The organism is Bifidobacterium mizhiense, from assembly GCF_020884755.1.
GTDB lineage: Bacteria > Actinomycetota > Actinomycetes > Actinomycetales > Bifidobacteriaceae > Bombiscardovia > Bombiscardovia mizhiensis.
In genome coordinates this window covers 630,507-652,989 of the sequence record NZ_BPWE01000001.1, presented here as the reverse complement: position 1 = coordinate 652,989, position 22,483 = coordinate 630,507, and the positions used below count along the sequence as shown (strand labels likewise).

Annotated in this window: 19 protein-coding genes and 1 tRNA gene; 19 read left to right on the top strand and 1 reads right to left on the bottom strand. The window is 64.4% G+C overall.

The features are described 5' to 3' along the window. Nucleotides 1-171 precede the first annotated feature (171 nt). The 7 genes from spxB to LPC22_RS02770 all read left to right on the top strand — a co-directional run bounded on the left by spxB (nt 172) and on the right by LPC22_RS02770 (nt 9,646). Nucleotides 172-1,926 carry a pyruvate oxidase gene (gene spxB / locus LPC22_RS02800; RefSeq protein WP_229131916.1) on the top strand — a complete coding sequence of 585 codons (1,755 nt, stop codon included), beginning with the start codon at nt 172-174 and terminating at the stop codon, nt 1,924-1,926. Nucleotides 1,927-2,029: 103 nt separating this feature from the next. Beyond that, a complete protein-coding gene (locus LPC22_RS02795) occupies nt 2,030-2,419 on the top strand; it encodes a Rid family detoxifying hydrolase (RefSeq protein ID WP_024626863.1) in 390 nt (129 codons plus the stop codon). A 43-nt stretch (nt 2,420-2,462) separates the two neighbouring features. Continuing rightward, nucleotides 2,463-4,220: an arginine--tRNA ligase gene (gene argS / locus LPC22_RS02790; RefSeq protein WP_229131915.1), complete on the top strand. Its 1,758-nt coding sequence runs from the start codon at nt 2,463-2,465 to the stop codon at nt 4,218-4,220. A 27-nt stretch (nt 4,221-4,247) separates the two neighbouring features. Further along, nucleotides 4,248-5,819, top strand: a complete 1,572-nt coding sequence (locus LPC22_RS02785) for a diaminopimelate decarboxylase family protein (protein ID WP_229131914.1) — start codon at nt 4,248-4,250, stop codon at nt 5,817-5,819. 95 nt (nt 5,820-5,914) lie between these two features. After that, entirely contained in the window at nt 5,915-7,255 is a 1,341-nt protein-coding gene (locus tag LPC22_RS02780) for a homoserine dehydrogenase (protein ID WP_229131913.1), read from the top strand. Further along, a complete protein-coding gene (gene thrB, locus LPC22_RS02775; RefSeq protein ID WP_229131912.1) occupies nt 7,255-8,307 on the top strand; it encodes a homoserine kinase in 1,053 nt (350 codons plus the stop codon). The genes LPC22_RS02780 and thrB overlap by 1 nt, the downstream gene beginning before the upstream one ends. Continuing rightward, entirely contained in the window at nt 8,297-9,646 is a 1,350-nt protein-coding gene (locus LPC22_RS02770) for a Maf family nucleotide pyrophosphatase (RefSeq protein WP_229131911.1), read from the top strand. Before thrB ends, LPC22_RS02770 begins: the two co-directional genes overlap by 11 nt. Before the next feature lie 22 nt (nt 9,647-9,668). Here the strand turns inward: LPC22_RS02770 and LPC22_RS02765 are convergent, their stop codons facing one another. Then, the gene (locus LPC22_RS02765; protein WP_229132315.1) at nt 9,669-10,613 is read right to left on the bottom strand and encodes an AEC family transporter; all 945 of its coding nucleotides are present in this window, start codon (nt 10,611-10,613) and stop codon (nt 9,669-9,671) included. Nucleotides 10,614-10,756: 143 nt separating this feature from the next. On the opposite strand from LPC22_RS02765, the gene dapE reads away from it, so the two are divergent. The 12 genes from dapE (at nt 10,757) to rplA (ending at nt 22,464) form a co-directional block, all read left to right on the top strand. After that, nucleotides 10,757-11,986 carry a succinyl-diaminopimelate desuccinylase gene (gene dapE, locus LPC22_RS02760; protein WP_229131910.1) on the top strand — a complete coding sequence of 410 codons (1,230 nt, stop codon included), beginning with the start codon at nt 10,757-10,759 and terminating at the stop codon, nt 11,984-11,986. Nucleotides 11,987-12,222: 236 nt separating this feature from the next. Beyond that, a complete protein-coding gene (locus LPC22_RS02755) occupies nt 12,223-14,868 on the top strand; it encodes an Rne/Rng family ribonuclease (RefSeq protein WP_373312864.1) in 2,646 nt (881 codons plus the stop codon). Between the two features lie 154 nt (nt 14,869-15,022). After that, nucleotides 15,023-15,331 (top strand): 50S ribosomal protein L21, encoded by a 309-nt coding sequence (gene rplU, locus LPC22_RS02750; protein ID WP_024626855.1) that lies wholly within the window; start codon nt 15,023-15,025, stop codon nt 15,329-15,331. A gap of 32 nt (nt 15,332-15,363) precedes the next feature. Then, complete coding sequence (gene rpmA, locus LPC22_RS02745; RefSeq protein WP_015022457.1) at nt 15,364-15,615, top strand: 50S ribosomal protein L27; 252 nt, start codon at nt 15,364-15,366, stop codon at nt 15,613-15,615. A 128-nt stretch (nt 15,616-15,743) separates the two neighbouring features. Further along, nucleotides 15,744-17,402: a GTPase ObgE gene (gene obgE, locus LPC22_RS02740; protein ID WP_229131909.1), complete on the top strand. Its 1,659-nt coding sequence runs from the start codon at nt 15,744-15,746 to the stop codon at nt 17,400-17,402. Continuing rightward, nucleotides 17,399-18,541, top strand: a complete 1,143-nt coding sequence (gene proB, locus LPC22_RS02735) for a glutamate 5-kinase (RefSeq protein ID WP_229131908.1) — start codon at nt 17,399-17,401, stop codon at nt 18,539-18,541. Before obgE ends, proB begins: the two co-directional genes overlap by 4 nt. Nucleotides 18,542-18,584: 43 nt before the next feature. Continuing rightward, the gene (locus LPC22_RS02730; RefSeq protein ID WP_229132310.1) at nt 18,585-19,793 is read left to right on the top strand and encodes a pyridoxal phosphate-dependent aminotransferase; all 1,209 of its coding nucleotides are present in this window, start codon (nt 18,585-18,587) and stop codon (nt 19,791-19,793) included. 129 nt (nt 19,794-19,922) lie between these two features. Further along, nucleotides 19,923-19,998: transfer RNA gene (locus LPC22_RS02725), tRNA-Trp, on the top strand. A 44-nt stretch (nt 19,999-20,042) separates the two neighbouring features. Beyond that, entirely contained in the window at nt 20,043-20,267 is a 225-nt protein-coding gene (secE, locus tag LPC22_RS02720) for a preprotein translocase subunit SecE (RefSeq protein ID WP_024626851.1), read from the top strand. Nucleotides 20,268-20,297: 30 nt separating this feature from the next. Further along, entirely contained in the window at nt 20,298-21,140 is an 843-nt protein-coding gene (nusG, locus tag LPC22_RS02715) for a transcription termination/antitermination protein NusG (RefSeq protein ID WP_229131907.1), read from the top strand. 138 nt (nt 21,141-21,278) lie between these two features. Beyond that, on the top strand, nt 21,279-21,710 hold the full coding sequence (gene rplK, locus LPC22_RS02710; protein WP_015022451.1) for a 50S ribosomal protein L11: 432 nt from the start codon (nt 21,279-21,281) through the stop codon (nt 21,708-21,710). 64 nt (nt 21,711-21,774) lie between these two features. Continuing rightward, nucleotides 21,775-22,464: a 50S ribosomal protein L1 gene (rplA, locus tag LPC22_RS02705; protein WP_029678147.1), complete on the top strand. Its 690-nt coding sequence runs from the start codon at nt 21,775-21,777 to the stop codon at nt 22,462-22,464. Nucleotides 22,465-22,483 lie beyond the last annotated feature (19 nt).

Here is a 22,483-nt window from a genome sequence, read left to right as displayed (position 1 = left end):
TGTCACGATATGTGCGGTGAATCACTAAGCTTTTGAGGAACATGACCCTTGGCCCGCTTGTGTCCTCGTTCTCAGGTGCCATAGTGAAAGGGTAAGACCGAACGTCGGGGAGGGCCGACGCTTCCGCGTTGTGGCGGAGCCTCCTTTCCCCGGTGAAGCAAAGGAGTTCACATGGCCAATCGAATCAATGCAGGGGATGCTGTCCTTCACGTCCTGGAGCAGTGGGGGGTGCCGCGCATCTATGGCCTGCCCGGCGGTTCCTTCGACTCCATGATGAACGCCATCCACAACGAGCGCGAGCGCATCGACTTCATCCAGGTCCGTCATGAGGAGGCCGGAGCCCTGGCCGCCGCCGGCGAGGCCAAGCTGACCGGTCGGATCGGTGTTTGCTTCGGCTCGTCGGGTCCCGGGGCGGTCCACCTGCTCAACGGCCTCTACGATGCCCGTGAGGACGGTGTGCCGGTGCTGGCCCTGGTGGGCGAGGTGCCGCAGGCCTTTATGAACATGGACTTCTTCCAGGCCATGGACGAGGTGCCTATCTTTACCGATGTGGCCGTATTCGCTCGGGCTGCCACCAACGCCCAGGGGCTGCCGGTCCTGGTGGACGAGGCCATCCGCCGCGCCTATGCTAACCACGGGGTTTCTGTAGTCATCATTCCCAAGGATCTGGCCTGGGCTGAGATCGACGACCGCCCGGTGGCATCTGCGCTTAACTTCCGCAAGCCGGAGCCTCTGAAGCCCGCGGCCGACCAGGTCAGCAAGGCGGTGGAGATCATTCAGTCCGCCAAGGCGCCGCTGCTCTACTTCGGCCAGGGCGCTGCCGGGGCCCGTGATGAACTGGTCGCCATGTCCGAGCGCTTCAAGATGCCCATGGTCTCCACCTTCCCGGCAAAGGGGATTGTGGAGGACACCTATCCTGCCTACCTGCAGTCGGCCGGCCGTGTGGCCACCAAGACCGCTACGGAGGCCATCTACACTTCGGATCTGACGGTCTGGGTGGGTTCGGACAACCCCTTCGGGTCCATGTTCGTCACTCCCAACACCAAGGTCATCCAGATCGATCTGAATCCGGCCAAGCTGGGCAAGCGCTTCCAGGCCAATGTGGTCCTGGCCATCCAGGCCGATGCCCGCGAGGCCCTCAAGGCTATAACCGCCGCCGGCCAGGACCAGGAGGAGTCCGTCTTCTACAGGGCCTGTCTGCGCAGCAAGGAGAACTGGGACCAGTGGCTGGCCTCCTTTAATGAAGACACCCGCACGCCCCTGAGGCCCGAGCCTGTCTTCCACATCATCGATCAGCAGCTTGAGGACAATGACATTGTCATCCCCGATGTGGGCAATGTGGACATCGACTTCCTGCGTCTGCTGCATCTGAAGCCCACCAACCGCTGGACCGTCTCCGGCAAGCACGCCACCATGGGCTATGCCGTGCCGGCCGCCTTGGCTGCCAAGCTGGAGCATCCGGAATCGACCGTCTACTCCCTGAGCGGCGACGGCGGATTCGCCATGCTCGGCGAGGAGGTGCTGGCCCAGCTCAAGTACCATGCTCCGGTCATCAACGTGGTCTTTTCCAACCAGTCCTTGGGCTACATCGAGGCCGAGCAGCGCGACGACAGCCATCAGCCCCTGAGCGGAGTGGACCTGCCGGACACCGACTGGGCCAAGGTTGGTGAGGGCATGGGTGCCTTGGGCTTCACCGTGCGCACGGTGGATGATGCCCGTCACGCCTTCTCCGAGGCTCGTAAGGCCGACAGGTCTTCGGTCATCGACATCAAGCTGACGAAAGCCAGCCCTCTGGACACCCGTTACATGCGGTTCCCGGAGACCTGCTCGGATCCGGACCAGGTCGAGAAATTCGTCAAGACCTACGAGGCTGGCGATCTACGCTCCCTGGCCTACTGGATGGGTCAGGAGGCTCGCAAGGGCTGAGACGGGTACCGCTTGCGCCGGGCGGGCACTCCTATAGTGGACGGTGTCCGCCTGGGGCTTCGGCCCGGCATGGGTGCGGCGGACCTGAAGAAAGGACGGATCCATGGAAGATGGACCAGAAGAGATCGGCACGCCATATGCGCCTCAGGCCCTGGGGGCTTACAGTCAGGCTGTGAAGGCCGGGGGCTTTGTCTTTGTCTCCGGACAGCTGGGCATCGACCCGGACACCGGCGATCTGGTGGAGGGCACTGCGGCTGATCAGGCCACCCAGGCCCTGAAGAATGTCAAGAACATCCTGGATGCAGCCGGCAGCGGCATGGAAAAGGTGGTCAAGGCCACTGTTCTTATGCGGCGGGTGGAGGATTTCACCCAGGTGGACCAGGCCTACTCCCAGGTCTTCATCGGCTCGGTGCGGCCGGCCCGCGTGGCTTTCGGTGGCGCGGACATCCCCAAGGGGGCCTTGGTCGAGATCGAGGTCGTAGCTCTGGCCTGAGACAGGCCGGTTGCTGGTCACCGCCGTCGCTAGACTTGGGGGCATGAGTCCTGAAGCACTTGCCCGTATCATCTCTTCGACCGCCGTCCAGATGGCCCAGTCAGGCCGCTTGGGAAGCCTGGAGCCCGACATGGTTCCTGATGCCGACCATCTGGCGGTCATGCGCCCCAAGGATCGCTCCCACGGGGACTGGTCCACCAACATCGCCATGCAGCTGGCCAAGAAGGCCGGAATGAGGCCTGAGGAACTGGGACAGGTCCTGGCCGAGGCCCTGCGAGAGGCCGACGGGATCGCCCAGGTGGATGTGGCCGGCCCAGGCTTCATCAACATAACCCTGGATTCGGCCTCGGCGGCTGCTGTGGTCGATGCGGTGTTGGAGGCGGGATCCGCATACGGAAGCAACGATCACCTGAGCGGGCGCACGCTTAATCTGGAATTCGTCTCGGCCAATCCCACGGGTCCTATCCATATCGGCGGCACGCGGTGGGCGGCCGTCGGCGACTCCATGGCCCGGGTTCTGGAGGCCAACGGCGCCAAGGTGGTCAGGGAGTATTACTTCAACGATCACGGCACGCAGATCGACCGCTTCTCCCGCTCACTGGTGGCGGCGGCCCACGGCGAGCCCGTGCCTGCTGACGGCTACAAGGGCTCCTACATTGATGAGATCGCCTCGCGGGTGGTCAAGGAGGCCGCCGACCAGGGGCAGGACATCCTGGCCATGCCCAGGGTGCGCGACGAGGATGGTGCAGAGGGGGACAGCCCCCAGCGTGAGGCCTTCCGTACGCGGGCTGTGCCCATGATGTTCGCCGAGATCCAGCAGTCCATGCGTGACTTCCGGGTCAATTTCGATGTCTGGTTCCATGAGAACAGCCTGTATGAGTCCGGCCAGGTGGACCGGGCCATTGACGAACTGCGGGCCAAGGGCGACATCTTCGAGAAGGACGGGGCTACCTGGTTCCGCTCCACCACCTACGGCGACGACAAGGACCGGGTGATCATCAAGTCCGACGGCCACGCAGCCTATGTGGCGGCCGACATCGCCTACTATCTGAATAAGCGGCGCAGGCCCAAGGATCCCTGCGACGAGGCCATCTACATGCTGGGTGCCGACCATCACGGCTACATCGGCCGGATGATGGCCATCTGCGCGGCCTTCGGGGACACCCCCGGAGTGAACATGCAGATCCTGATCGGCCAGCTGGTCAACGTCATCAAGGACGGCCAGGCCGTGCGCATGAGCAAGCGGGCAGGCAACGTGGTTACCATCGACGACTTGGTGGATGCCGTGGGCGTGGATGCCGCCCGGTACTCCCTGGCTCGCACCGACTACAACCAGAGCGTGGACATCGACCTGGACCTGCTGGCCTCGCACACCAATGACAACCCCGTTTACTACGTGCAGTATGCGCACGCCCGCTCGAAAAATGTGGATCGGAACGCAGCCCAGGCGGGCATCGACCCGTCCGCGGCCGACCTGTCCCTGCTGGACACTGCGGCTGACAACGAAGTTCTGGGCGTTCTGGCCCTCTATCCCAATGTGGTTCAGACTGCCGGCGATCAGAAGGCCCCCCACCGGGTGGCCCACTACCTGGAGCAGCTGGCGGGGGTTTATCACCGCTGGTACAACCTGGAGCGCGTGGTGCCCATGGAGCCGACCGGCCGTGAGGATCTGGATCAGGACGAGGACAGGAATCCACAGCCGGCCCGTGCGGCGGCGCGTCTGCGGCTCAATGATGCTGTGCAGCAGGTCATCGCCAACGGTCTGGGGCTGCTGGGTGTCCAGGCTCCGGACCGTATGTAAACCCTTAAGGTCACCGGGAGGTCGTTGATGGAAACAGGGATGTGCGGGCTGGGGCCCGACGGGTTCTGGCCCGGAGCTCTGCAGCGGAACCACCAGGGCATGCTGACCATGCACGGGTGCTCCATGGAGGACCTGGCCAAGCGTTACGGCACCCCCATGTATCTGATGGACACTGCGATGATGGCTGAACGAGCCTCGGCCTTCCGTCAGGCGGCCCTGCGTGACCTGGGCGGTGCGACCACCAGGGTCAGCTACGCGGGCAAGGCCTTCCTGAGCAAGGAGACCGTGCGGATCATGCTGCGCCAGGGATTGGATATCGACACCTGCTCCCTGGGCGAGATGCTGATCGCTCAGGCCGCCGGCGCCCCCGGCCGTCGTCTGGTCCTGCACGGCAACAACAAGTCCGACCAGGAGATCGACCTGGCTGTGAGGGAGGGCTACCGGGCCATCGTCATCGACGCGCCCGACGAGCCTGCACGAATCGCCGCTGCTGCAAGGGCCCAGGGACGTCGCGCCAAGGTCATGCTCCGGGTGACCGTGGGTGTGCACGCCGGTGGCCACGAGTACATTTCCACTGCACACGAGGATCAGAAGTTCGGCATTCCTCTGCTTCCCCAGGGCACCGACGTGGGCCTGCTGGACCTTGGGCCTGAGCCTGGATCCTCCGGACAGGCTGGGGCAGTGGCTTCGGCGGCCATGAAGAATGACACCCCCTTGGCTCCTGGCGATTCTGTGGTCTCCCCGTCCTCCTCGGCCCTGTATTCGGCTGCCAACGGGCCTGCTGAACCTGCTGATCCCGCCCGGATCAAAGCCATGTCCGCCCTGGCTGACGGACCGGCCATCGCCCTGCTCAAGGAGATTCGCTCTTACGAGCGAGAACTGGAGCTGGTGGGCATCCATACCCATATCGGCTCCCAGATTCATGACTCTTCGGCCTTCATCGAGGCCGCCCGTCGCATGATGCTGCTGCGGCACACCTTCTGGGCCACCGACGGATACCTGATGCCCGAGGTGGACCTGGGTGGCGGCTTCTCCGTGCCCTACACCCCGGATGAGGATCGGATGGATCTGGACCAGACCCTGACCAGTCTGGGAGCTGACATGGTCGCCATCAACCGCCGTCTGGGTATGCCCATGCCGGTCATCGCCTTTGAGCCCGGCCGCTGGATCGTGGCTCCCTGCGGCATGAGCCTGTACCGGGTGGGCACTGTCAAGCCCGTCCCCCTGTCTGACGGAAGCGTGCGCACCTACGTTTCGGTTGACGGCGGCATGAGCGACAACATTCGTCCGGCCCTCTACGGGGCCGAATACACGGCTGTTCTGGCCAACCGGGAGGGCAGTGCGGACCGGATCCAGGCCCGTGTGGTGGGTAAGCACTGTGAATCGGGAGACATCCTGGTGCAGGATGTGCCCCTGCCTGCGGACATCCGCCGGGGTGATCTGCTTTTGGTGCCGGTGACCGGCGCCTACGGGCGGACCATGGCCAGCAACTACAATCAGGCTTTGATCCCTCCCGTGGTGGGTCTGGACCAGTCAGGTGCTCACCTGATGCTGCGACGGCAGACCATGGATGACCTGCTGGCCTTGGATCAGGGATGATGTGCTCCGCCTTGGTGGATGCGGGTGTCGGATTGGCTTTCTAAGATGGAGCAACACCCTGCGACAGGCCCCGATGGGGCGGATGGAGGATCCATATGCCTGAACGCATGCAGCAGCAGGAGGCCGTCAGGCCCATCCGCATAGCACTTCTGGGGGCCGGGACCGTGGGTTCCCAGGCCGCCCGCCTCCTGGTGGAACAGAGCCAGGACCTGGCCAGTCGAGTGGGCCGTCCCCTGCAGCTGGTGGGCATCGCCGTCCTCCATCCTGACAAGGTCAAGGCTGATTGGATCGATCCGTCCCTGCTGACCACAGACTCAGCCGACCTGGTCACCCGGGCGGACATCGTCATCGAGCTGATCGGCGGCATCGAGCCGGCCCGCACCCTGCTGCTCAAGGCCATCGAGTCCGGCGCCAGCGTGGTCACCGCCAACAAGGCCCTCCTGGCCCAGCACGGTCCTGAGCTCTACCGGGCTGCCGAAGAGCGGGGTGTCGACATCTACTTCGAGGCGGCCGTGGGCGGGGCCATCCCCATCGTGCGGCCCCTGCGTGAGTCCTTGGTGGGCGACGGCATCACCAGCCTGGTGGGCATTGTCAACGGGACCACCAACTACATTCTTGATGAAATGACCACCAAGGGTCTGCAATTCGATCAGGCCCTGCGCGACGCCCAGGCCAAGGGCTTTGCTGAGGCGGACCCCACTGCCGATGTGGACGGGCTGGATGCAGCCGCCAAGGCCGCCATCATGGCCACGCTGGCCTTCCACACTGATGTGCGCATGGATGACGTACCCGTCGAGGGCATCCGCGCCATCACCGCCGACGATATTGCGGCCGCACAGACCGAGCACCGGGTCATCAAGCTTCTGGCCGTGGCTGAACGCGGCGAACAGGGTATCTCCGCCCGGGTCTACCCGGCACTGATCCCAGACAACCACCCCCTGGCCTCGGTCCATGGCAGCTTCAACGCCGTCTTCGTCACTGCCAAGGCCGCCGACGACCTCATGTTCTACGGTCGGGGCGCAGGCGGGGCACCCACCGCATCAGCCGTTCTGGGGGATGTGGTCACCGAGGCCCGCCACATCGTCCAGCATGGCATGGGTCCGGGAATCCCCATGTACGCCAACATCCCCATGGCCCCGCTGGATGCGTCCCGGGCCGCCTTTGCCGTCCGCTTCCTGATTCACGACAAGCCTGGCGTACTGGCGGCCATTGCCCAGGTCTTTTCCGAGGCGGGCATCTCCATCAACGGCGTCAACCAGGACATCAAGCCCACCCTGCATGACCCGGGTTATAGCGGAGAGATCCAGCAGCTTCGCGTGGTCACCCACCTGTGCGATGAGGTGACCCTGCGGCAGGTGGTCGAGCGAATCTCCACCTTCGACTCGGTCACCGGGCAGGCCTCCATCCTGCGCGTCTTCGATCGGCAGGCCCAATGATGGCAGCTGCTGCAGAGGGTCCGTCTACTGTGCGGGTACGTGTGCCAGCCACCAGTGCCAACCTGGGTTCAGGTTTCGATGCGGTCGGTTTGGCGCTAGACTACCATGACGAGATCGTCTTCACCCGTTCCGTGGATCCGGGCGACACCACCGCCTATGTCGTGATCAAGGGCGAGGGGGAGCGGACTCTGCCCCGGGACGAGACACACCTGGTCGTCTCTACTTTCAGGCGGGCCTGCCAGGTCTTCGGACTGCCGAGGTTCGGCTTCATCATGCGCGCGGTCAACCGAATCCCCCAGGCCAGGGGGTTGGGATCCAGCGCCGAGGCAATCGTGGCTGGAATCGCGGCGGCAGCGGCCTTCGCCCATAAGGGCCCACTGCGCCGTGATGCCGTCTTCGCGCTGGCCGCTCAGATCGAGGGGCATCCCGATAATGTGGCGCCTGCCGTCTACGGTGGGCTGACCGTCTCCTATGATCTGGCCACTGGCGAGGGGGTGGGTTCCCTGCCCATAGCCGGGGGCGCGCCCTTGGAGGGTGGCTACCACACCCTGCGCTACAAGGTGGATCCGGCCATCAAAGCCACAGTCTTCGTTCCCGGCGCTCATCTGTCCACGCAGAAGGCGCGGCAGGCCCTGCCCAACCGGGTGCCGTACGCGGATGCCGTTCACAACCTGTCACGGGCGGCCCTGATTCCTGGCGCTCTGAACCCTGGATCCCTGGATGACCAGGGAGCCGAGGCCAATGAGCAGGCTGCCAGATCCAACGCCCTGCTCTTCGTGGCCACCCAGGACCGGCTCCATCAGCCATACCGGGCTGGGCTCATGCCCTCATCAACCAAGCTCCTGCAGCTCCTGCGCCGTCAGGGTTACGCGGCTGCTGTCTCTGGAGCCGGGCCCTGCATTATCGTCCTGCATTACGGTGATGCCGAAAATGAGCTGCAGACCCTTGCCAAGGACTATCTGGATTCCGGCCGCTGGCGGATCCTGTCCTTGGGCGTGGACTGTCAGGGGGTCCAGGTGGAAGGGAACCAGGAAGGCTATCGTGAACACTGAAGACAGGCATATCCCACTCATCCTGGCCTCATCCTCTCCCTCCAGGCGGCGGCTTCTGGTTCAAGCGGGCATCGACCCCATCATCCGACCCTCGAAAGTGGATGAGCCGGCCGTCCTGGCGGAACGGGCCCGTCAGCTGGGTTGTCACCTGGAGGACCTGGATGTGCGCGAACGGGTCAGTGTTTTGGCCGAAGCCAAGGCTTCGGCTGTCCAAGCGACCATGGATGCCGTCAAGGATGCCGAAAGGCGCTCGCGGGGCGATCTGGTCACGTTTAGACCTCTGAGCCAGGGCGATTCGGATGCATCCTCCAGGGATCCCATGAGCCAGGTCATTGGGGTCTGGGGCGGTATGCTCGGCGCCGGGCGCGGGCCCCTCCTGCTGGGGTGTGATTCACTGTTCAGCATGGACGGCGCCGTCATGGGGAAGCCTCACCAGCCGGAGCGTGCTCTGGAGCGGCTGATGGCCATGCGCGGCCGAACCGGCACCCTGGTCACCGGCCACTGTCTGATCGATCTGGCCACCGGCCGACGGGCCCGAGCGGTCAGCAACGCTCAGGTGACCTTCGGAGACTATGACAGGGCCGTCATGCAGGCCTATGTGGCCACCGGCGAACCCTTGGAGGTGGCCGGTTCCTTCACCTTGGAGGGATTGGGCAGTGCCTTCATTCAGGGCATCCAAGGCGATCCCAGTGGAGTGATGGGATTGAGCATGCCCACCCTGCGTGCCCTGGCCCAGGAGCTGGGCGTCTCCTGGCCTCGACTGTGGGCCGGACGAGTCATGCCTGAGCGGCAGCAGACAGCCGGATCGACGCATGGTCCTGAAGGACTGGTCGCCCCCGTGGAGAACGTCCACCAGCCTGGCGACGGGTGGGTGGACTGCGCCTGCGGCAGACGTCACTGGGGGCTCAACGGGGCTGCCGGCGTCTTGCTGGCCCGGCGTGATGCAGACACGGGCGCGCCGGTCAGCGTGCTTCTGCAGCACCGGGCCCGGTGGAGCGCCGAGGGCGGCACCTGGGGTGTACCGGGCGGCGCTATCTCCGACGGGGAGAACCCCCTGGAGGGCGGTCTGCGCGAGAGCTATGAGGAGGCCAACATCCGCCCGGAGGACATTGAGGTGGTGGGCTCCTACCTGGAGGATCATGGCCCCTGGGGCTACACGACCATCCTGGCCTTTGAGCGTCCTGGCCATCAGGTCGAGCCCCGCATGAATGACGATGAGAGCATTGCCCTGGAATGGGTGGATCTGGACAAGGTCGCGGACCTGCCCCTTCTGAAGGCCTTCGGTCAGGACTGGCCGCACTTCCGGCAACGCTTGGAGACTCTGGCGGCCGAAGGCTGAAGAGAAGGCCCGGTCGGGTTCATCAGCTCAGAAGCACAGCGACCAGGGCGATGATTACGGGCGAGCTGATCGTGCTCAGCAGGATGCCGTCCCTGGCGAAGGTGGTTCCCACCTCGTACCGGGCCGCGTAGTTGTAGACGTTCTGGCCGGTGGGCAGGGCCGCCAGAACCACGCACCCGTACAGTTCCGCACCGCTGAAACCCATCATGAACCGGGCCAGCAGGTAAGCGATGATGGGCATGACCAGATTCTTCAGAATCACCGCACACAGGGTGGCACGACGGTCGGTGCCCCGGCCCATGGGCCGCGAACCCCGCAGTGACATGCCAAAGGCCATGAGGATCATGGGCACGGCCGACTGCCCGATCATGTCGATGGGCTTGTAGACGAAGTCGGGGATGACGAAATGACCGGCCTGGGCGCTGATGGCCGAAATCACTATGCCGCCTATGGAGCCGATGAGGATGGGTTGCTTCAGGGGCTGTTTGAGGATGGTCTTGATCGAGAGCTTGCCGGAGGTGGTCGCATCCAGGACGGTCAGCCCGATGGGGGTGAACAGGGCCTGTTGCATGACCAGGATGGGCGCCACCAGTGTGGGATTGCCCAGAATATAGGTGGCCACAGGCAGCCCGATGTTGTTGGAGTTCAAATACAGGGAGTCCAGAGCGCCGATGGTGGCTTCGGCGGCCGGCAGGTGGAAGCTGGCTGCGTTCAGGGCCACGAAGAGCAGACCCACAGCCGCCGCCGACAGGAAGGCCACGATGATGCTGGGGTGGAAGATGACCGACAGCTTCTGCTTGGAGAGGATGGCGAACATCAGGCAGGGCGTTGAGACAAAGAAGGAGTACTTGTTCAGTACCAGCTGGGCCGTGGGACCACCGACATGGAAGCGGGCGGCCACATAGCCCACGGCGATGACCACGCCGATGATGAAGAATCCTTCCATGGCACTGAGCAGTCCAGGCACTCCGGCATCCTCCTCGTCTCGCATGGTGGACGGCGGCCTCCCAGGCGGAGTGCCACCGCTTCTGTCGTCCCCATTGTGCCACCCGGGCCTCATGCTTGCGGCTGCAAGTCCACCTGCGATTCCCGGCCCGCTAGCATGGCATTATGGCCAAGAACACACAGACCGATATTGATCTTCTCGCCGGCGTGCAGGGGGCTGAACCTGCCCAGGCCCTGGCAAGGATACTGGAGTCCATGACCGCCCTGAACTCGGTCAGCGACCAGGAGAGCGCCCTGGCTGATGCCGTCCAGAGGGCCCTGTCGTCAAGGGCTGACCTCTTGGTCCGACGGTTGGGCGACACGGTCGTGGCCTCAACCCAGCTGGGCCGCCCCCACCGCATTGTCCTTGCCGGTCATTTGGACACCGTCCCCGTGGATGGGAACCTGCCCCCGCGCTGGCTGGAGCCCGGTGACCCGGACATCCGCGCCGACCTGGCTGCCGCCCACCCAGGATCCAGGGTGCTCTATGGCCGGGGCACCGCCGACATGAAGGCCTCAGATGCCGTCTTCCTCCACCTGGCGCTCACCCTGCAGAAGCCGGTCTATGACCTGACCTTCATCTTCTACGACCATGAGGAGGTCCGGGCCGATCTGAACGGGCTGGGCCGTGTGGTGGCCGCCCACCCCGACTGGGTACAGGGGGATTTCGCCATCATCGGCGAACCCACCGACTGCACCATCGAGGCCGGCTGCAACGGAACCATGCGCTTCGACCTGATCACCCACGGCACGGCGGCCCACTCCGCCCGGGCCTGGATGGGCAGCAACGCCATCCACGCTGCCGCGCCCATTCTTGACCGGCTGGAGCAGTACCATCCGGCCACGGTGAAGGTGGATGGCCTGGACTATCGAGAGGGGCTTAACGCCACCATGATCGAGGGCGGCCTGGGCACCAACGTCATCCCCGACCGCTGCCGGGTGCATGTCAATTACCGGTTCGCCCCCGACAAGAGCCTGGCCCAGGCCAAGGAGCTGATGATGGGTCAGGGGACGGGTGCTGAGCTGGGCAATGGCGAACACATGGCCCTGGGCGGAGTTTTCCAGGGATTTTCGGTGCGCATGTGCGACGAATCGCCCGCGGCCCGTCCTGGTCTGGACTCGCCTTGGGCGCGTTCGCTGGCGGACCTGGTCGCCCGAACCACGGGTCAGCAGCCTCGCGCCAAGCTGGGATGGACCGATGTGGCGCGGTTTTCAGCCCTTGGCCTACCGGCCGTCAATTTGGGGGCGGGGGATCCCCTGCTGGCCCACAAGGCCGACGAACAGGTGCCCCTGGATGATCTGGTTCGGCTGGAAGCCATACTGGTCGAATGGCTCAATGGACCTGATAGCCGCTGATCTGTGACATACTAGAGGACGGTGGTTCTGCCTGACCACTTGCAGCGTAGGCGTTGATCCCCCCGGACGGAGACCCAGTGATCCGTGCGGGCGTCGGTGTCCGCCTGCGTCAGGAAGACTTTTTGCCAAGGCGTTTCGATCGGGCGTACGCAGGTGCGCGGCTGCAGTGAGAGTGCAGCGTGAGGACGGATCGGAACCGTGAGAGCGGTGCGAGGCGGCGTGCCGCAAGGAGCATTGTGCCCGAAAAAACGAATACTGAGGATACCCAGGATAATAGGTCCGCTATCAGGGATAAACAGGAACGGCAGGTCGACCAGACCGCTGGTTCCGGCACCCGTCGCCGCGCTGGACGGCGCGTGGTCAGAGTGGCCGGTGCTGCTGGTGCCGACGTGCCTGTGAAGGTCGAGGCCGAGAAGCGCAAGGCCTCCCGCAAGGCCAAGGAGGAAGACGACGAGTCCAAGCCCTCTGCCACCCGTCGCCGTCACGCCCGCAAGCCCAAGGAGGATCAGGCGGCCGATCAGGACGTCCAGGTGGATGAGAGTGAGACCAAGCCGACCAGGACGACCACTCGTCGTCGTACCCGAACTGCTGCCCGCCGACGCACCGAGGAGCATACCCAGGAGGGTGAGGCTGATCAGGAGCGTCAGGAGCGTGCCATTGAGGCTGTGGAGGCACTGACCTCGGGCCGCAGTCAGAGGTCAGGTCGGAAGGCCGAAGAGCAGGATGAACGCCCGCGCGCCTCCCGCCCCCGTCCTATGACATCCCTGCTCTTCCAGGAGCCCGTCATACCCGCCACCCGGCCTGAGCACGATGAGCGTGACGAACGGGATGATGAGGACGAGGATGCCGAGCAATCGCCCAAGGCCTCTCACCGGAGCAGGTCCAGGAACACTTCGGAGGGCGGTTCGCGCCGTTCCCGCAGGCTCAACGCCGAGGAGCGCAGGGCCGCCGACGAGGTGGAGCGCATCGAGGAGGATCTGGACCACGAGGGCATCACCTTCGTGAACGACGAGGACCAGGAGCAGGACGAGGATCAGCAGGAGTCCGGCACCCGCACCCGTCGTCGTCGCCGTGCCAAGAGCGATGAGGAGGACTCCGAGAAATCCGTTTCCACCCGTCGCCGCCGTCGAGGGCACGAGCAGGACAAGGACAAGGATGATGAGGACGAGGCCCCGCTGACTCGTCGTCGCCGCCGTCGCAGGGGTTCCAAGTCCGCCGAGGGCGAGTCGGAGGTGTCCGGCACTCGCCGTTCCCGCAAGCAGCAATATATTGACGAGATCACTGACGTGGAGGGCTCCACCCGTCTGGAGGCCAAGAAGCAGCGTCGGCGGGACAACCGCCGCGAGCGTTCGCGTCAGTCCCAGCTGGTCGAGCAGGACTTCCTGGCCCGCCGTGAGAACGTCAACCGTCTGATGGTGGTGCGTGAGAAGGAGCACCACACCCAGATATCGGTCATCGAGGACGACATCCTGGTGGAGCACTATGTCTCCGACATTCAGGAGGTCTCCACTGTCGGCAATATCTACCTGGGCCGGGTCCAGAACGTCCTGCCCAGCATGGAGGCCGCCTTCGTGGACATCGGCCAGGCCCGCAACGGTGTGCTCTACGCTGGCGAGGTCAACTGGGATTCCACCCGTCTGGAGGGCCAGCCCCGCCGGATCGAGCTGGCCTTCAAGTCCGGCGACCCTGTGCTGGTCCAGGTCACCAAGGATCCTATCGGCCATAAGGGCGCCCGGCTGACCTCGCAGGTCACGCTGGCCGGCCGTTTCCTGGTTCTGGTGCCCTCGGGCGGCATGACCGGCGTCAGCCGCAAGCTGCCCGACCGCGAGCGTTCCCGCCTTAAGAGCATCGTCTCCAGGGTGGCTCCCAAGGATATGGGCGTCATCATCCGCACGGCGGCCGAGGGGGCCAGTGAGGAGGCCCTGACCAAGGATCTGGAGAACCTGCAGCGTCAGTGGAGCAAGATCGAGGACAAGCGCAAGGAGTTCCTGCACGGTAAGCGCCCCAAGCTCCTGCAGGGCGAGCCGGACGTGGCCATCCGCGTGGTCCGTGACATCTTCAACGACGACTTCGCCAAGCTGGTGGTTCAGGGCGAGGGGGTCTATGAGCGGGTCCGTAACTACCTGGAGACCATGGCCCCCGACCTGGAGGAGAAGCTCGAGCACTGGGACCCGGCTGAGCACCAGGGCAAGGATGTCTTCGACCGCTGGAGCATCGACAGTCAGCTGCGCAAGGGCATGGAGCGTCAGGTCTACCTGCCCTCCGGCGGTTCCCTGGTCATCGACCGTACCGAGGCCATGACCACCATCGATGTGAACACGGGCCGCTTTATCGGCAAGGGCAAGTCCCTGGAGGAGACGGTGACCCGCTGCAACCTGGAGGCTTCCGAGGAGATCGCCCGTCAGCTGCGCCTGCGCGACATCGGCGGCATGATCATGATCGACTATGTGGATATGGTCATGCCGGCCAACCGCGACCTGGTCCTGCGCCGCCTGGTGGAGTGCCTGGCCCGGGATCGCACCAAGCATCAGGTGGCGGAGGTCACCTCCCTGGGTCTGGTGCAGATGACCCGCAAGCGGGTGGGCCAGGGGCTGGTCGAGGCCTTCTCCGAGGAGTGCCCCACCTGCCACGGCCGAGGCTTCATCCTCCATGACAAGCCGACCATCTCCGCCTCCTATGCCGACCCCTATGCGGTCAAGGGCGGCGACCCCTTCGTCAAGACCAACAAGCATGGACATGGCTCCTCTGCCAAGGAGACCCTGTCCACCGGCTCGACGCCTGCGGTCAAGGCCAAGCTGGCCAGGATCGCTGCGGCGGCCCAGGCGGCATCGGACGAGGACGAGGCTCAGGCTGAGTCGGCGGATGTCGTCAAGGAGTCATAGACTAATTTCGTTTTGTCAGCGGGGCAGGCACATTTGACGACGCGGTGTGTTTGCTTCTATACTGGTTAGCTGGTGTCTGGACGGGTCCGTCAATTGCAAGGCGGGACTCGGATACCGGGCGCATACAGCTTTGGACAACAGGCAAGGTAGGGCTATGTACGCGATTGTGAAGGCCGGAGGCCATCAGGAGAAGGTCGAGGTCGGTGACCAGATCACGGTCAACCGTCTGGCTGCCAGGAAGGGCGAGTCGGTCGAGTTTCCGGTCGCGCTGGTTGTCGATGGATCCAAGGTGACCATGGCCGCCAAGGATCTGGCCAAGATCTCCGTCAAGGGCGAGGTCGTGGACGACGAGGCCAAGGGCCCCAAGATCAACATTCAGAAGTTCAAGAACAAGACCGGCGTGGCGCGCCGCAAGGGCCACCGCCAGAAGCAGACCGTGGTCAAGATCACGGCCATCGCCTGAGGGCCTAGGTCGAGGTAGGAAAGGAACCAGACATGGCACATAAGAAGGGCGCGTCCAGCTCACGCAACGGGCGCGATTCGAATGCACAGTACCTGGGCGTCAAGAAGTTCGGCGGCGAGGCCGTAGTGGCCGGCAACATCATCGTTCGCCAGCGTGGCACCAAGTTCCATCCCGGCCAGAACGTCGGCCTGGGCAAGGACCACACCCTCTTCGCCCTGACGGACGGAACGGTTCGGTTCGCCAACCGGCGTGACCGCAAGGTCGTTGACGTGCTTACCGCCTGATTGCCTTTATAGGCATCAGCCAAAGGCCATCCCTGTCATGGGGTGGCCTTTTTGCATATGTATGAAGATGCCGGGCATTCAGCTCTCAGGGGCCGCATGTCAGGCCGGATTGAGTACCATGGGCCCCTATGAGCGCATTTGTGGATCAGGTCACCGTCCATGTCAAGGGTGGCGATGGCGGCAATGGGGCTTCCTCCATCCGCCGCGAGAAATACAAGCCCCTGGCCGGGCCCGATGGGGGCGACGGCGGCCAGGGCGGTTCGGTCATTCTTCAGGCCGATGCCAACGCCACCAGTCTGCTCGACTACCGCTTCCTGCCGCACCGCCAGGCCGAATCGGGCACCATGGGTCTGGGCGGCGACAAGGACGGTAGCCGCGGCCAGGATCTGATTCTGCCAGTGCCGGTGGGCACTGTGGTCTTCACTGCCAAGGGAGGTCAAGGCGAGCGCAAGCAGCCGGGGAAACGCCTGGCCGACCTGGCTCATGCAGGGGACCGGTTCGTGGCGGCCCAGGGCGGCGTGGGCGGCCTGGGCAATCGCTCCCTGGCCACCAAGGCCAGGCGGGCTCCCGGCTTCGCCCTGCTGGGGGACCCTGGGCAGGAGCGCGACCTGGTGCTGGAGCTCAAATCCATCGCCGACGTGGCTCTGGTAGGTTTCCCCAGCGCAGGCAAGTCCAGCCTGGTGGCAGCCATGAGCGCGGCACGGCCCAAGATCGCCGACTACCCATTCACTACCCTGGTGCCCAACCTGGGCGTGGTACAGGCAGGGGAGGGCCGCTTCACCATGGCCGACGTGCCAGGGCTGATCCCGGGGGCTTCCCAGGGCAAGGGCCTTGGACTGGAGTTCTTGAGGCACATCGAGCGCACCGAAATCATCGCCCACGTCATTGATTGCGCCACCCTGGAGCCTGATCGGGACCCCATGAGCGATTATCGTGCCCTGGAGGAGGAGCTTTCCCGCTATGCCGATCGCCTTGAGCTTCCGCTGGGGGTCATCCCCATGGCTGAGCGGCCCAGGGTGATCATCCTCAATAAGGCTGACCTGCCAGAGGCCCGCGAACTGGCTGAATTTGTCCGCCCCGACTTTGAGGCCCTGGGCCTCAAAGTCTTCATAGTCTCCACAGCCTCGCATCAGGGACTCAAGGAACTGGGCTACTACCTGGCCGGTTTGGTGGACCGCCTGCGCAGGCAGCTGCAGGAGCAGCAGGAGGCCAGGCAGGAGGAACGCGTGGTCATCCGCCCCTTGGAGCGTCGGCGCAGGAATGGCGACCAGTCTGGGGACTTCACTCTTGAGCGGCATCAGACCCGATCTGGACAGACCTGGTTCAGGGTCTGCGGAGCCAAACCCGAGCGCTGGGTTCGCCAGACTAACTTTGACAACGAGGAGGCCGTGGGATACCTGGCCGACTGCCTGGCCCGGATGGGTGTGGAGGATGCCCTGCGCAAGGCCGGTGCCAGGCCTGGAGACGAGGTTCGTATCGGCCCTGGCGACGATGCGGTGGCCTTCGACTGGGATCCGAGCGTGGCGGCCGGCGCCGAAATGCTGGACGGCACCCCCCAGGTGGCCCGGGGCCGTGACCTGCGTCTGGAGGAGAGCCAGGGGCTCAACCGCCGCCGCACCAACAGCGAGCGCCGCCGCCAGTACCACCAGATGATGGATGCCCGGCAGGCGGTGCGTCAGGTCATGGAGCAGGAACGGCGGCAGGGGCACTGGGCCGATCCTTCCGTGGACGATGATCCCCACGACAGGCAGGGTCTGCTGGGGCGCTCGGAGGAGGCTGGGCAATGACCGGCGGGGAGGAATCCGACGAGGCCGCGGTCCGCTCCCGGGTGGCCCAGGCACGCACCATGGTGGTCAAGGTAGGATCCAGCTCCCTGACCGATCCTCACGGGCACTTGGATCTTGACCGCCTGCGTTCATTGGTAGGTGCCCTGGCCTCTGCGGCCGTCAATGGTGCTCGCCTGGTCCTGGTCACCTCCGGGGCCATCGCAGCCGGCTTCGGCACCCTGGGATTTGACCAACGCCCTGATGACGTGGCCACCCAGCAGGCTACGGCCTCGGTGGGCCAGGGTCTGCTCATGGCCCAGTACGAGACTGCCTTCGCCCGTTATGGCCTGCGGGTTGGCCAGATCCTGATCACCGCCCGTGACACCACCCATGCCGTTCAGTACCGCAACGCCCGGCGCACGCTCTGCCGTCTGCTGGATCTGGGGGTCATCCCCATCGTCAATGAGAACGATGCCCTGGCCAGCAACGAGATCCGCTTCGGCGACAACGACCACCTTTCGGCCCTGATCGCCAACATCGTCAGCGCCGACGCTCTGGTCCTGCTGACTGACGTGGATGCCCTCTACACCGAGCCCCCATCCCGGCCAAGTGCCCGCAGAATCAGCTTCGTGCCCGATGTGGCAGCAATCATGGACCAGGTGGATGCCCAGGGGTCCATCTCCGGGCTGGGGACCGGGGGTATGTCCACCAAGCTGGAGGCGGCACGAATTGCTGCGGCCTCCGGCATGCCCGTGGTCCTGACCCGCGCCGACCTTGCAGGTCCTGCCCTGGCCGGTGACAGGGTGGGCACCCTTTTTGCCCCCATCCGTCCGCGGGGCTCCTCGCACCGGCTCTGGATCAAATTCGCCTCCCGTCCCAGGGGCGGCTATCTGGTGGATCAGGGGGCTGTCGAAGCCCTGCGTGGCGGTCGGGCCAGCCTGCTGGCGGCTGGTGCCAGATCGGTCCAGGGTGAGTTCTCGGCCGGGGATCCGGTCTGGATCCACGATGAGTCTGGTCACCAGGTGGCCAAGGGCCTGTCCGGATACGATTCCGAGGAGGCTCAGGACATGCTGGGTCTCAACACCAAGGAACTCCGCCGCCGACTGGGTGCCCACTATGCCCACCCGCTGGTGCATCGGGACTCTCTGGTTCTGGTCTGAGCGCAGCCCTGGGGGTGCTGGGCGGTACCATGGCAACATGACTATGGCGCAATGGCAGACCCTGAGCAGACGCATAGATGCGGTGGCCCCCAGTGCCACCCTGGCCGTGGATTCAAAGGCCAAGGCCATGAAGGCCCAGGGTATGAATGTGATCAGCTTCGGCGCCGGCGAGCCCAACTTTCCCACGCCTGACCACATCGTGCAGGCGGCGGCCCGCGCCTGTCTGGATCCGCGCAACCACCGCTATACGCCCACGGCGGGTCTGCCCCAACTCAAGCAGGCCATTGCTGACAAGACCCTGCGCGATTCGGGCTACCAGATCGACCCGGATCAGGTGGTGGTCACCAACGGCGGCAAGCAGGCCGTCTACGAGACCTTCCAAATCCTCTTGAATCCCGGCGATGAGGTCATCATCCCCGCACCCTATTGGACCAGCTACCCCCAGATGGTTCTGCTGGCTGGCGGTCGGCCGGTTCCGGTGTTGAGCGGAGCCGACCAAGGCTATATCCCCAGTCTGGAGCAGCTGGAGGCAGCCCGAACCGAGCGCACCCGTGCCATCATCCTCAACCTGCCTGCCAACCCCACCGGGGCTGTCTGGCCCGCTGACTTGGTGGCTGCCGTGGATCGCTGGGCCATGGAGCACCAGATCTGGGTGATCAGTGACGAAATCTATGAGCATCTGACCTACCAGGGGGCACACACCCCCTATCCGGGCGCTCTGGTGCCGCAGGTACGCGATCAGCTGATCGTGGTCAACGGTGTGGCCAAGACCTACGCCATGACCGGCTGGCGGGTGGGCTGGCTGGTTGCCCCACTGCCGGTGGCCCAGGCGGCCGCCAAGCTTCAGGGGCATATGACCTCCAACGTGGCCAACGTCTCCCAGCAGGCGGCTCTGGCTGCCCTGACCGGCGGCCTGAAGGACGTGGAAGCCATGCGGTCGGCTTTCGCCCTGCGTCGGCGGGCCATCGTGGATGCTTTGAATGCCATGGAGGGGGTTACCTGCCCTGAACCCCTGGGTGCCTTCTATGCTTTCGCCGACGTGACCGGTCTGCTGAATCGGCCAGTGGGCCCGCAAGGCACGGTCTGTGCTACCTCGGGTGAGCTGGCCGAGGTCATCCTGGAGCAGATCCAGGTGGCTGCCGTGCCCGGTGAGGCCTTTGGCGCGCCCGGCTGCCTGCGCTTCTCCTACGCGTTGGCAGACGACGACCTGGCTGAGGGTATGCGGCGCCTCGCGGACTGGGTCAGCGCCTGATCCAGCTCATCCGGCTCTTGGACGAAATGCTGTCGGGGCAACACGGTTGGACGCAATCCGCCCTTTAGGCTAGACTTGCGATTTGGCGGTTTTTCCTCCCTGCCGAGTAAGCTGGTGGGAAGTTCCGATAGGGAAGTGGCGCAATTGGTAGCGCAACGGTCTCCAAAACCGTAGGTTGTGGGTTCGAGTCCCGCCTTCCCTGCCAAGGCTTGCAGCAGATGATGCAGAACAAACGAAGGACGGATGACCATGGCACAGAAGGATGGGGCTGAGGAAGCCAGGCCGAACTTCTTCATGCGTATCGGGCTCTTCATCAAGCAGGTCATCGATGAGATCCGCAAGGTGGTGACTCCCACAGGCAAGGAGCTGGTGGGCTGGTCCGTGGCTGTTTTCATCTTTGTGCTGCTGCTGATGATCTTCGTGACCGTGATGGACTTCGGGCTGGGTAAACTGGCTTTCCTGATATTTGGCTGAGCCGTGACAAGGTAGAAGGTGGAGTGATCCATGAGTGATGATCTGACCAGAGAGGGATTGGACCCCGATCAGGCCGCTGAGTCGGCCCCGTCGGCGTCCGACGATGCCCCCACGCAGGAGGATACCCAGGTTCAGGATCAGCATCTCGGAACCTCTTCGGAGCAGGCCGAGCAGGACAGCACACCTGCCGAATCCGCCCAGGCCAAGGACACTCAGGACGATTCTTCCGATTCCGACGATCAGGCCGACCAGGAGGATCCCGGTCAGCGTGCCGTGGACGAGTTTTCCAAGAAGCTGCGCACCCTTGAGGGCAAGTGGTACGTTCTGCACACCTACTCAGGCTATGAGAAGCGCGTCAAGGCCAACGTGGAGTCCCGTGTGGCCTCCTTCGGTTTGGAGGACAAGGTCTTCCAGGTGGAGATCCCCATGGAGGAGGTCGAGAAGCACACCGACAAGGGCAAGAAGGTCGTCACCCGTGTGCGTGTGCCTGGCTACGTGCTGATTCGCATGTGGCCCGACGAGAACGCCCGCCGCATCATCCGCGACACCGAAGGCGTCACCGGGTTCGTCGGCCCCAGCAAGGAGCCGGCTCCGCTGACCCGCAAGGAGGTCGTCCAGATGATGGCCCCCATGATTGCCTCCGAGGCGCTGAAGGCCGCTGGGGACAAGCCTGAGGCCGCCAAGAAGCGCACGGTGGAGGTCTCCTACGCCGTCGGCGATCAGGTCACCGTCACCGAAGGGCCCTTTGCCACTATGGCTGCCGTGGTCTCCGATGTGGAGCCCACCACCCAGAAGCTGACTGTACTGGTCTCCATCTTCGGCAGGGACACTCCTGTGGAGCTGGGCTTCGACCAGGTCGAAAAGATCGTCTGAAAGCTTTCGGCCGGTCCTCGGTCGATGCGATAATCGTCAAGCTTGTGCCCCCTTGTGGAGCGCATTTGGAAAGAACAGGTTGCGGGAGGGGACTTACGGTCTCCGACATCACCGCTTCGTAGAAAGAAGAACCAGCATATGGCTGCAAAGAAGAAAGTCACCGCGCTGATCAAAGTGCAGATTGAGGCCGGCAAGGCCAACCCTGCACCCCCGCTGGGTCCTGCACTGGGCTCCCACGGCGTGAACATCATGGACTTCTGCAAGCAGTACAACGATGCCACCAAGGACAAGATGGGCCAGGTCATCCCCTGCATCATCACCGTCTACGAGGATCGTTCCTTCACCTTCATCACCAAGACTCCGCCGGCAGCTGACCTGCTGCGCAAGGCCGCCGGTGTCTCCAAGGGTGCAGGCAACCCGCTGACCACCAAGGTGGGTTCCGTCACCAAGGCCCAGGTCCGCGAGATCGCCCAGACCAAGATGGAGGATCTGTCGGCCCGTGACGTCGAGGCCGGTATGAAGATCATCGAAGGCACTGCCCGTTCCATGGGCATCACCGTCACCGACTGAAATTTTCGTTGTGAGCGGTAGGGCATACGCTTGCCCGCACCGCGACTGCTGATAGGAGAAGCAGATGACCAAGCGTTCCAAGAAGTACCGCGAGGCGGCCGAGAAGGTCGATCGCACCAACCTGTACACCCCCGAGGAGGGTATCGCTCTGCTCAAGAGCATGCCCAAGCGCGGGTTTGACGAGACTGTTGAGGCCGTCTACCGCCTGAACGTGGATCCCCGTAAGGCCGACCAGCTGGTCCGTGGCACCGTCAGCCTGCCCAATGGCACCGGCAAGACCGTGCGCGTCCTGGTCTTCGCCCGTGGTCCTCAGGCGACCGCAGCCGCCGAGGCCGGAGCTGACGAGGTGGGCGACGACGAGCTGGTGACCAGGGTCGCCGGCGGCTACCTGGACTTCGATGCCGTGGTGGCTACCCCCGACATGATGGGTAAGGTCGGCCGTCTGGGCCGTGTCCTGGGTCCCCGTGGCCTCATGCCCAATCCCAAGACCGGCACCGTGACCATGGATGTTGCCAAGGCGGTCACCGAGATCAAGGCAGGACGTATCGAGTTCCGTGTGGACAAGAACGGCAACCTGAGCTTCCCCGTGGGCAAGGTTTCCTTCGAGCAGCAGGCTCTGGAGGAGAACTTCCACGCGGTCGACGAGGAGATCAAGCGCCTGAAGCCGGCCACGGTCAAGGGTCGCTACATCACCAAGGCCACCGTCACCACCACCATGGGCCCGGGCGTTCCCCTGGACATCGCGGTGCTCTGAGTCGGTTCGGCTGTATATT

Excerpts from the sequence above, each read along its gene's own strand:
- LPC22_RS02780 (WP_229131913.1), top strand. The coding sequence starts at position 5,915 with ATGCCTGAACGCATGCAGCAGCAGGAGGCCGTCAGGCCCATCCGCATA.
- rplK (WP_015022451.1), top strand. The coding sequence starts at position 21,279 with ATGGCTGCAAAGAAGAAAGTCACCGCGCTGATCAAAGTGCAGATTGAG.
- obgE (WP_229131909.1), top strand. The coding sequence starts at position 15,744 with ATGAGCGCATTTGTGGATCAGGTCACCGTCCATGTCAAGGGTGGCGAT.
- LPC22_RS02785 (WP_229131914.1), top strand. The coding sequence starts at position 4,248 with ATGGAAACAGGGATGTGCGGGCTGGGGCCCGACGGGTTCTGGCCCGGA.
- argS (WP_229131915.1), top strand. The coding sequence starts at position 2,463 with ATGAGTCCTGAAGCACTTGCCCGTATCATCTCTTCGACCGCCGTCCAG.
- dapE (WP_229131910.1), top strand. The coding sequence starts at position 10,757 with ATGGCCAAGAACACACAGACCGATATTGATCTTCTCGCCGGCGTGCAG.
- rpmA (WP_015022457.1), top strand. The coding sequence starts at position 15,364 with ATGGCACATAAGAAGGGCGCGTCCAGCTCACGCAACGGGCGCGATTCG.
- rplU (WP_024626855.1), top strand. The coding sequence starts at position 15,023 with ATGTACGCGATTGTGAAGGCCGGAGGCCATCAGGAGAAGGTCGAGGTC.
- thrB (WP_229131912.1), top strand. The coding sequence starts at position 7,255 with ATGGCAGCTGCTGCAGAGGGTCCGTCTACTGTGCGGGTACGTGTGCCA.
- LPC22_RS02795 (WP_024626863.1), top strand. The coding sequence starts at position 2,030 with ATGGAAGATGGACCAGAAGAGATCGGCACGCCATATGCGCCTCAGGCC.
- secE (WP_024626851.1), top strand. The coding sequence starts at position 20,043 with ATGGCACAGAAGGATGGGGCTGAGGAAGCCAGGCCGAACTTCTTCATG.
- proB (WP_229131908.1), top strand. The coding sequence starts at position 17,399 with ATGACCGGCGGGGAGGAATCCGACGAGGCCGCGGTCCGCTCCCGGGTG.
- spxB (WP_229131916.1), top strand. The coding sequence starts at position 172 with ATGGCCAATCGAATCAATGCAGGGGATGCTGTCCTTCACGTCCTGGAG.
- nusG (WP_229131907.1), top strand. The coding sequence starts at position 20,298 with ATGAGTGATGATCTGACCAGAGAGGGATTGGACCCCGATCAGGCCGCT.
- LPC22_RS02730 (WP_229132310.1), top strand. The coding sequence starts at position 18,585 with ATGGCGCAATGGCAGACCCTGAGCAGACGCATAGATGCGGTGGCCCCC.
- rplA (WP_029678147.1), top strand. The coding sequence starts at position 21,775 with ATGACCAAGCGTTCCAAGAAGTACCGCGAGGCGGCCGAGAAGGTCGAT.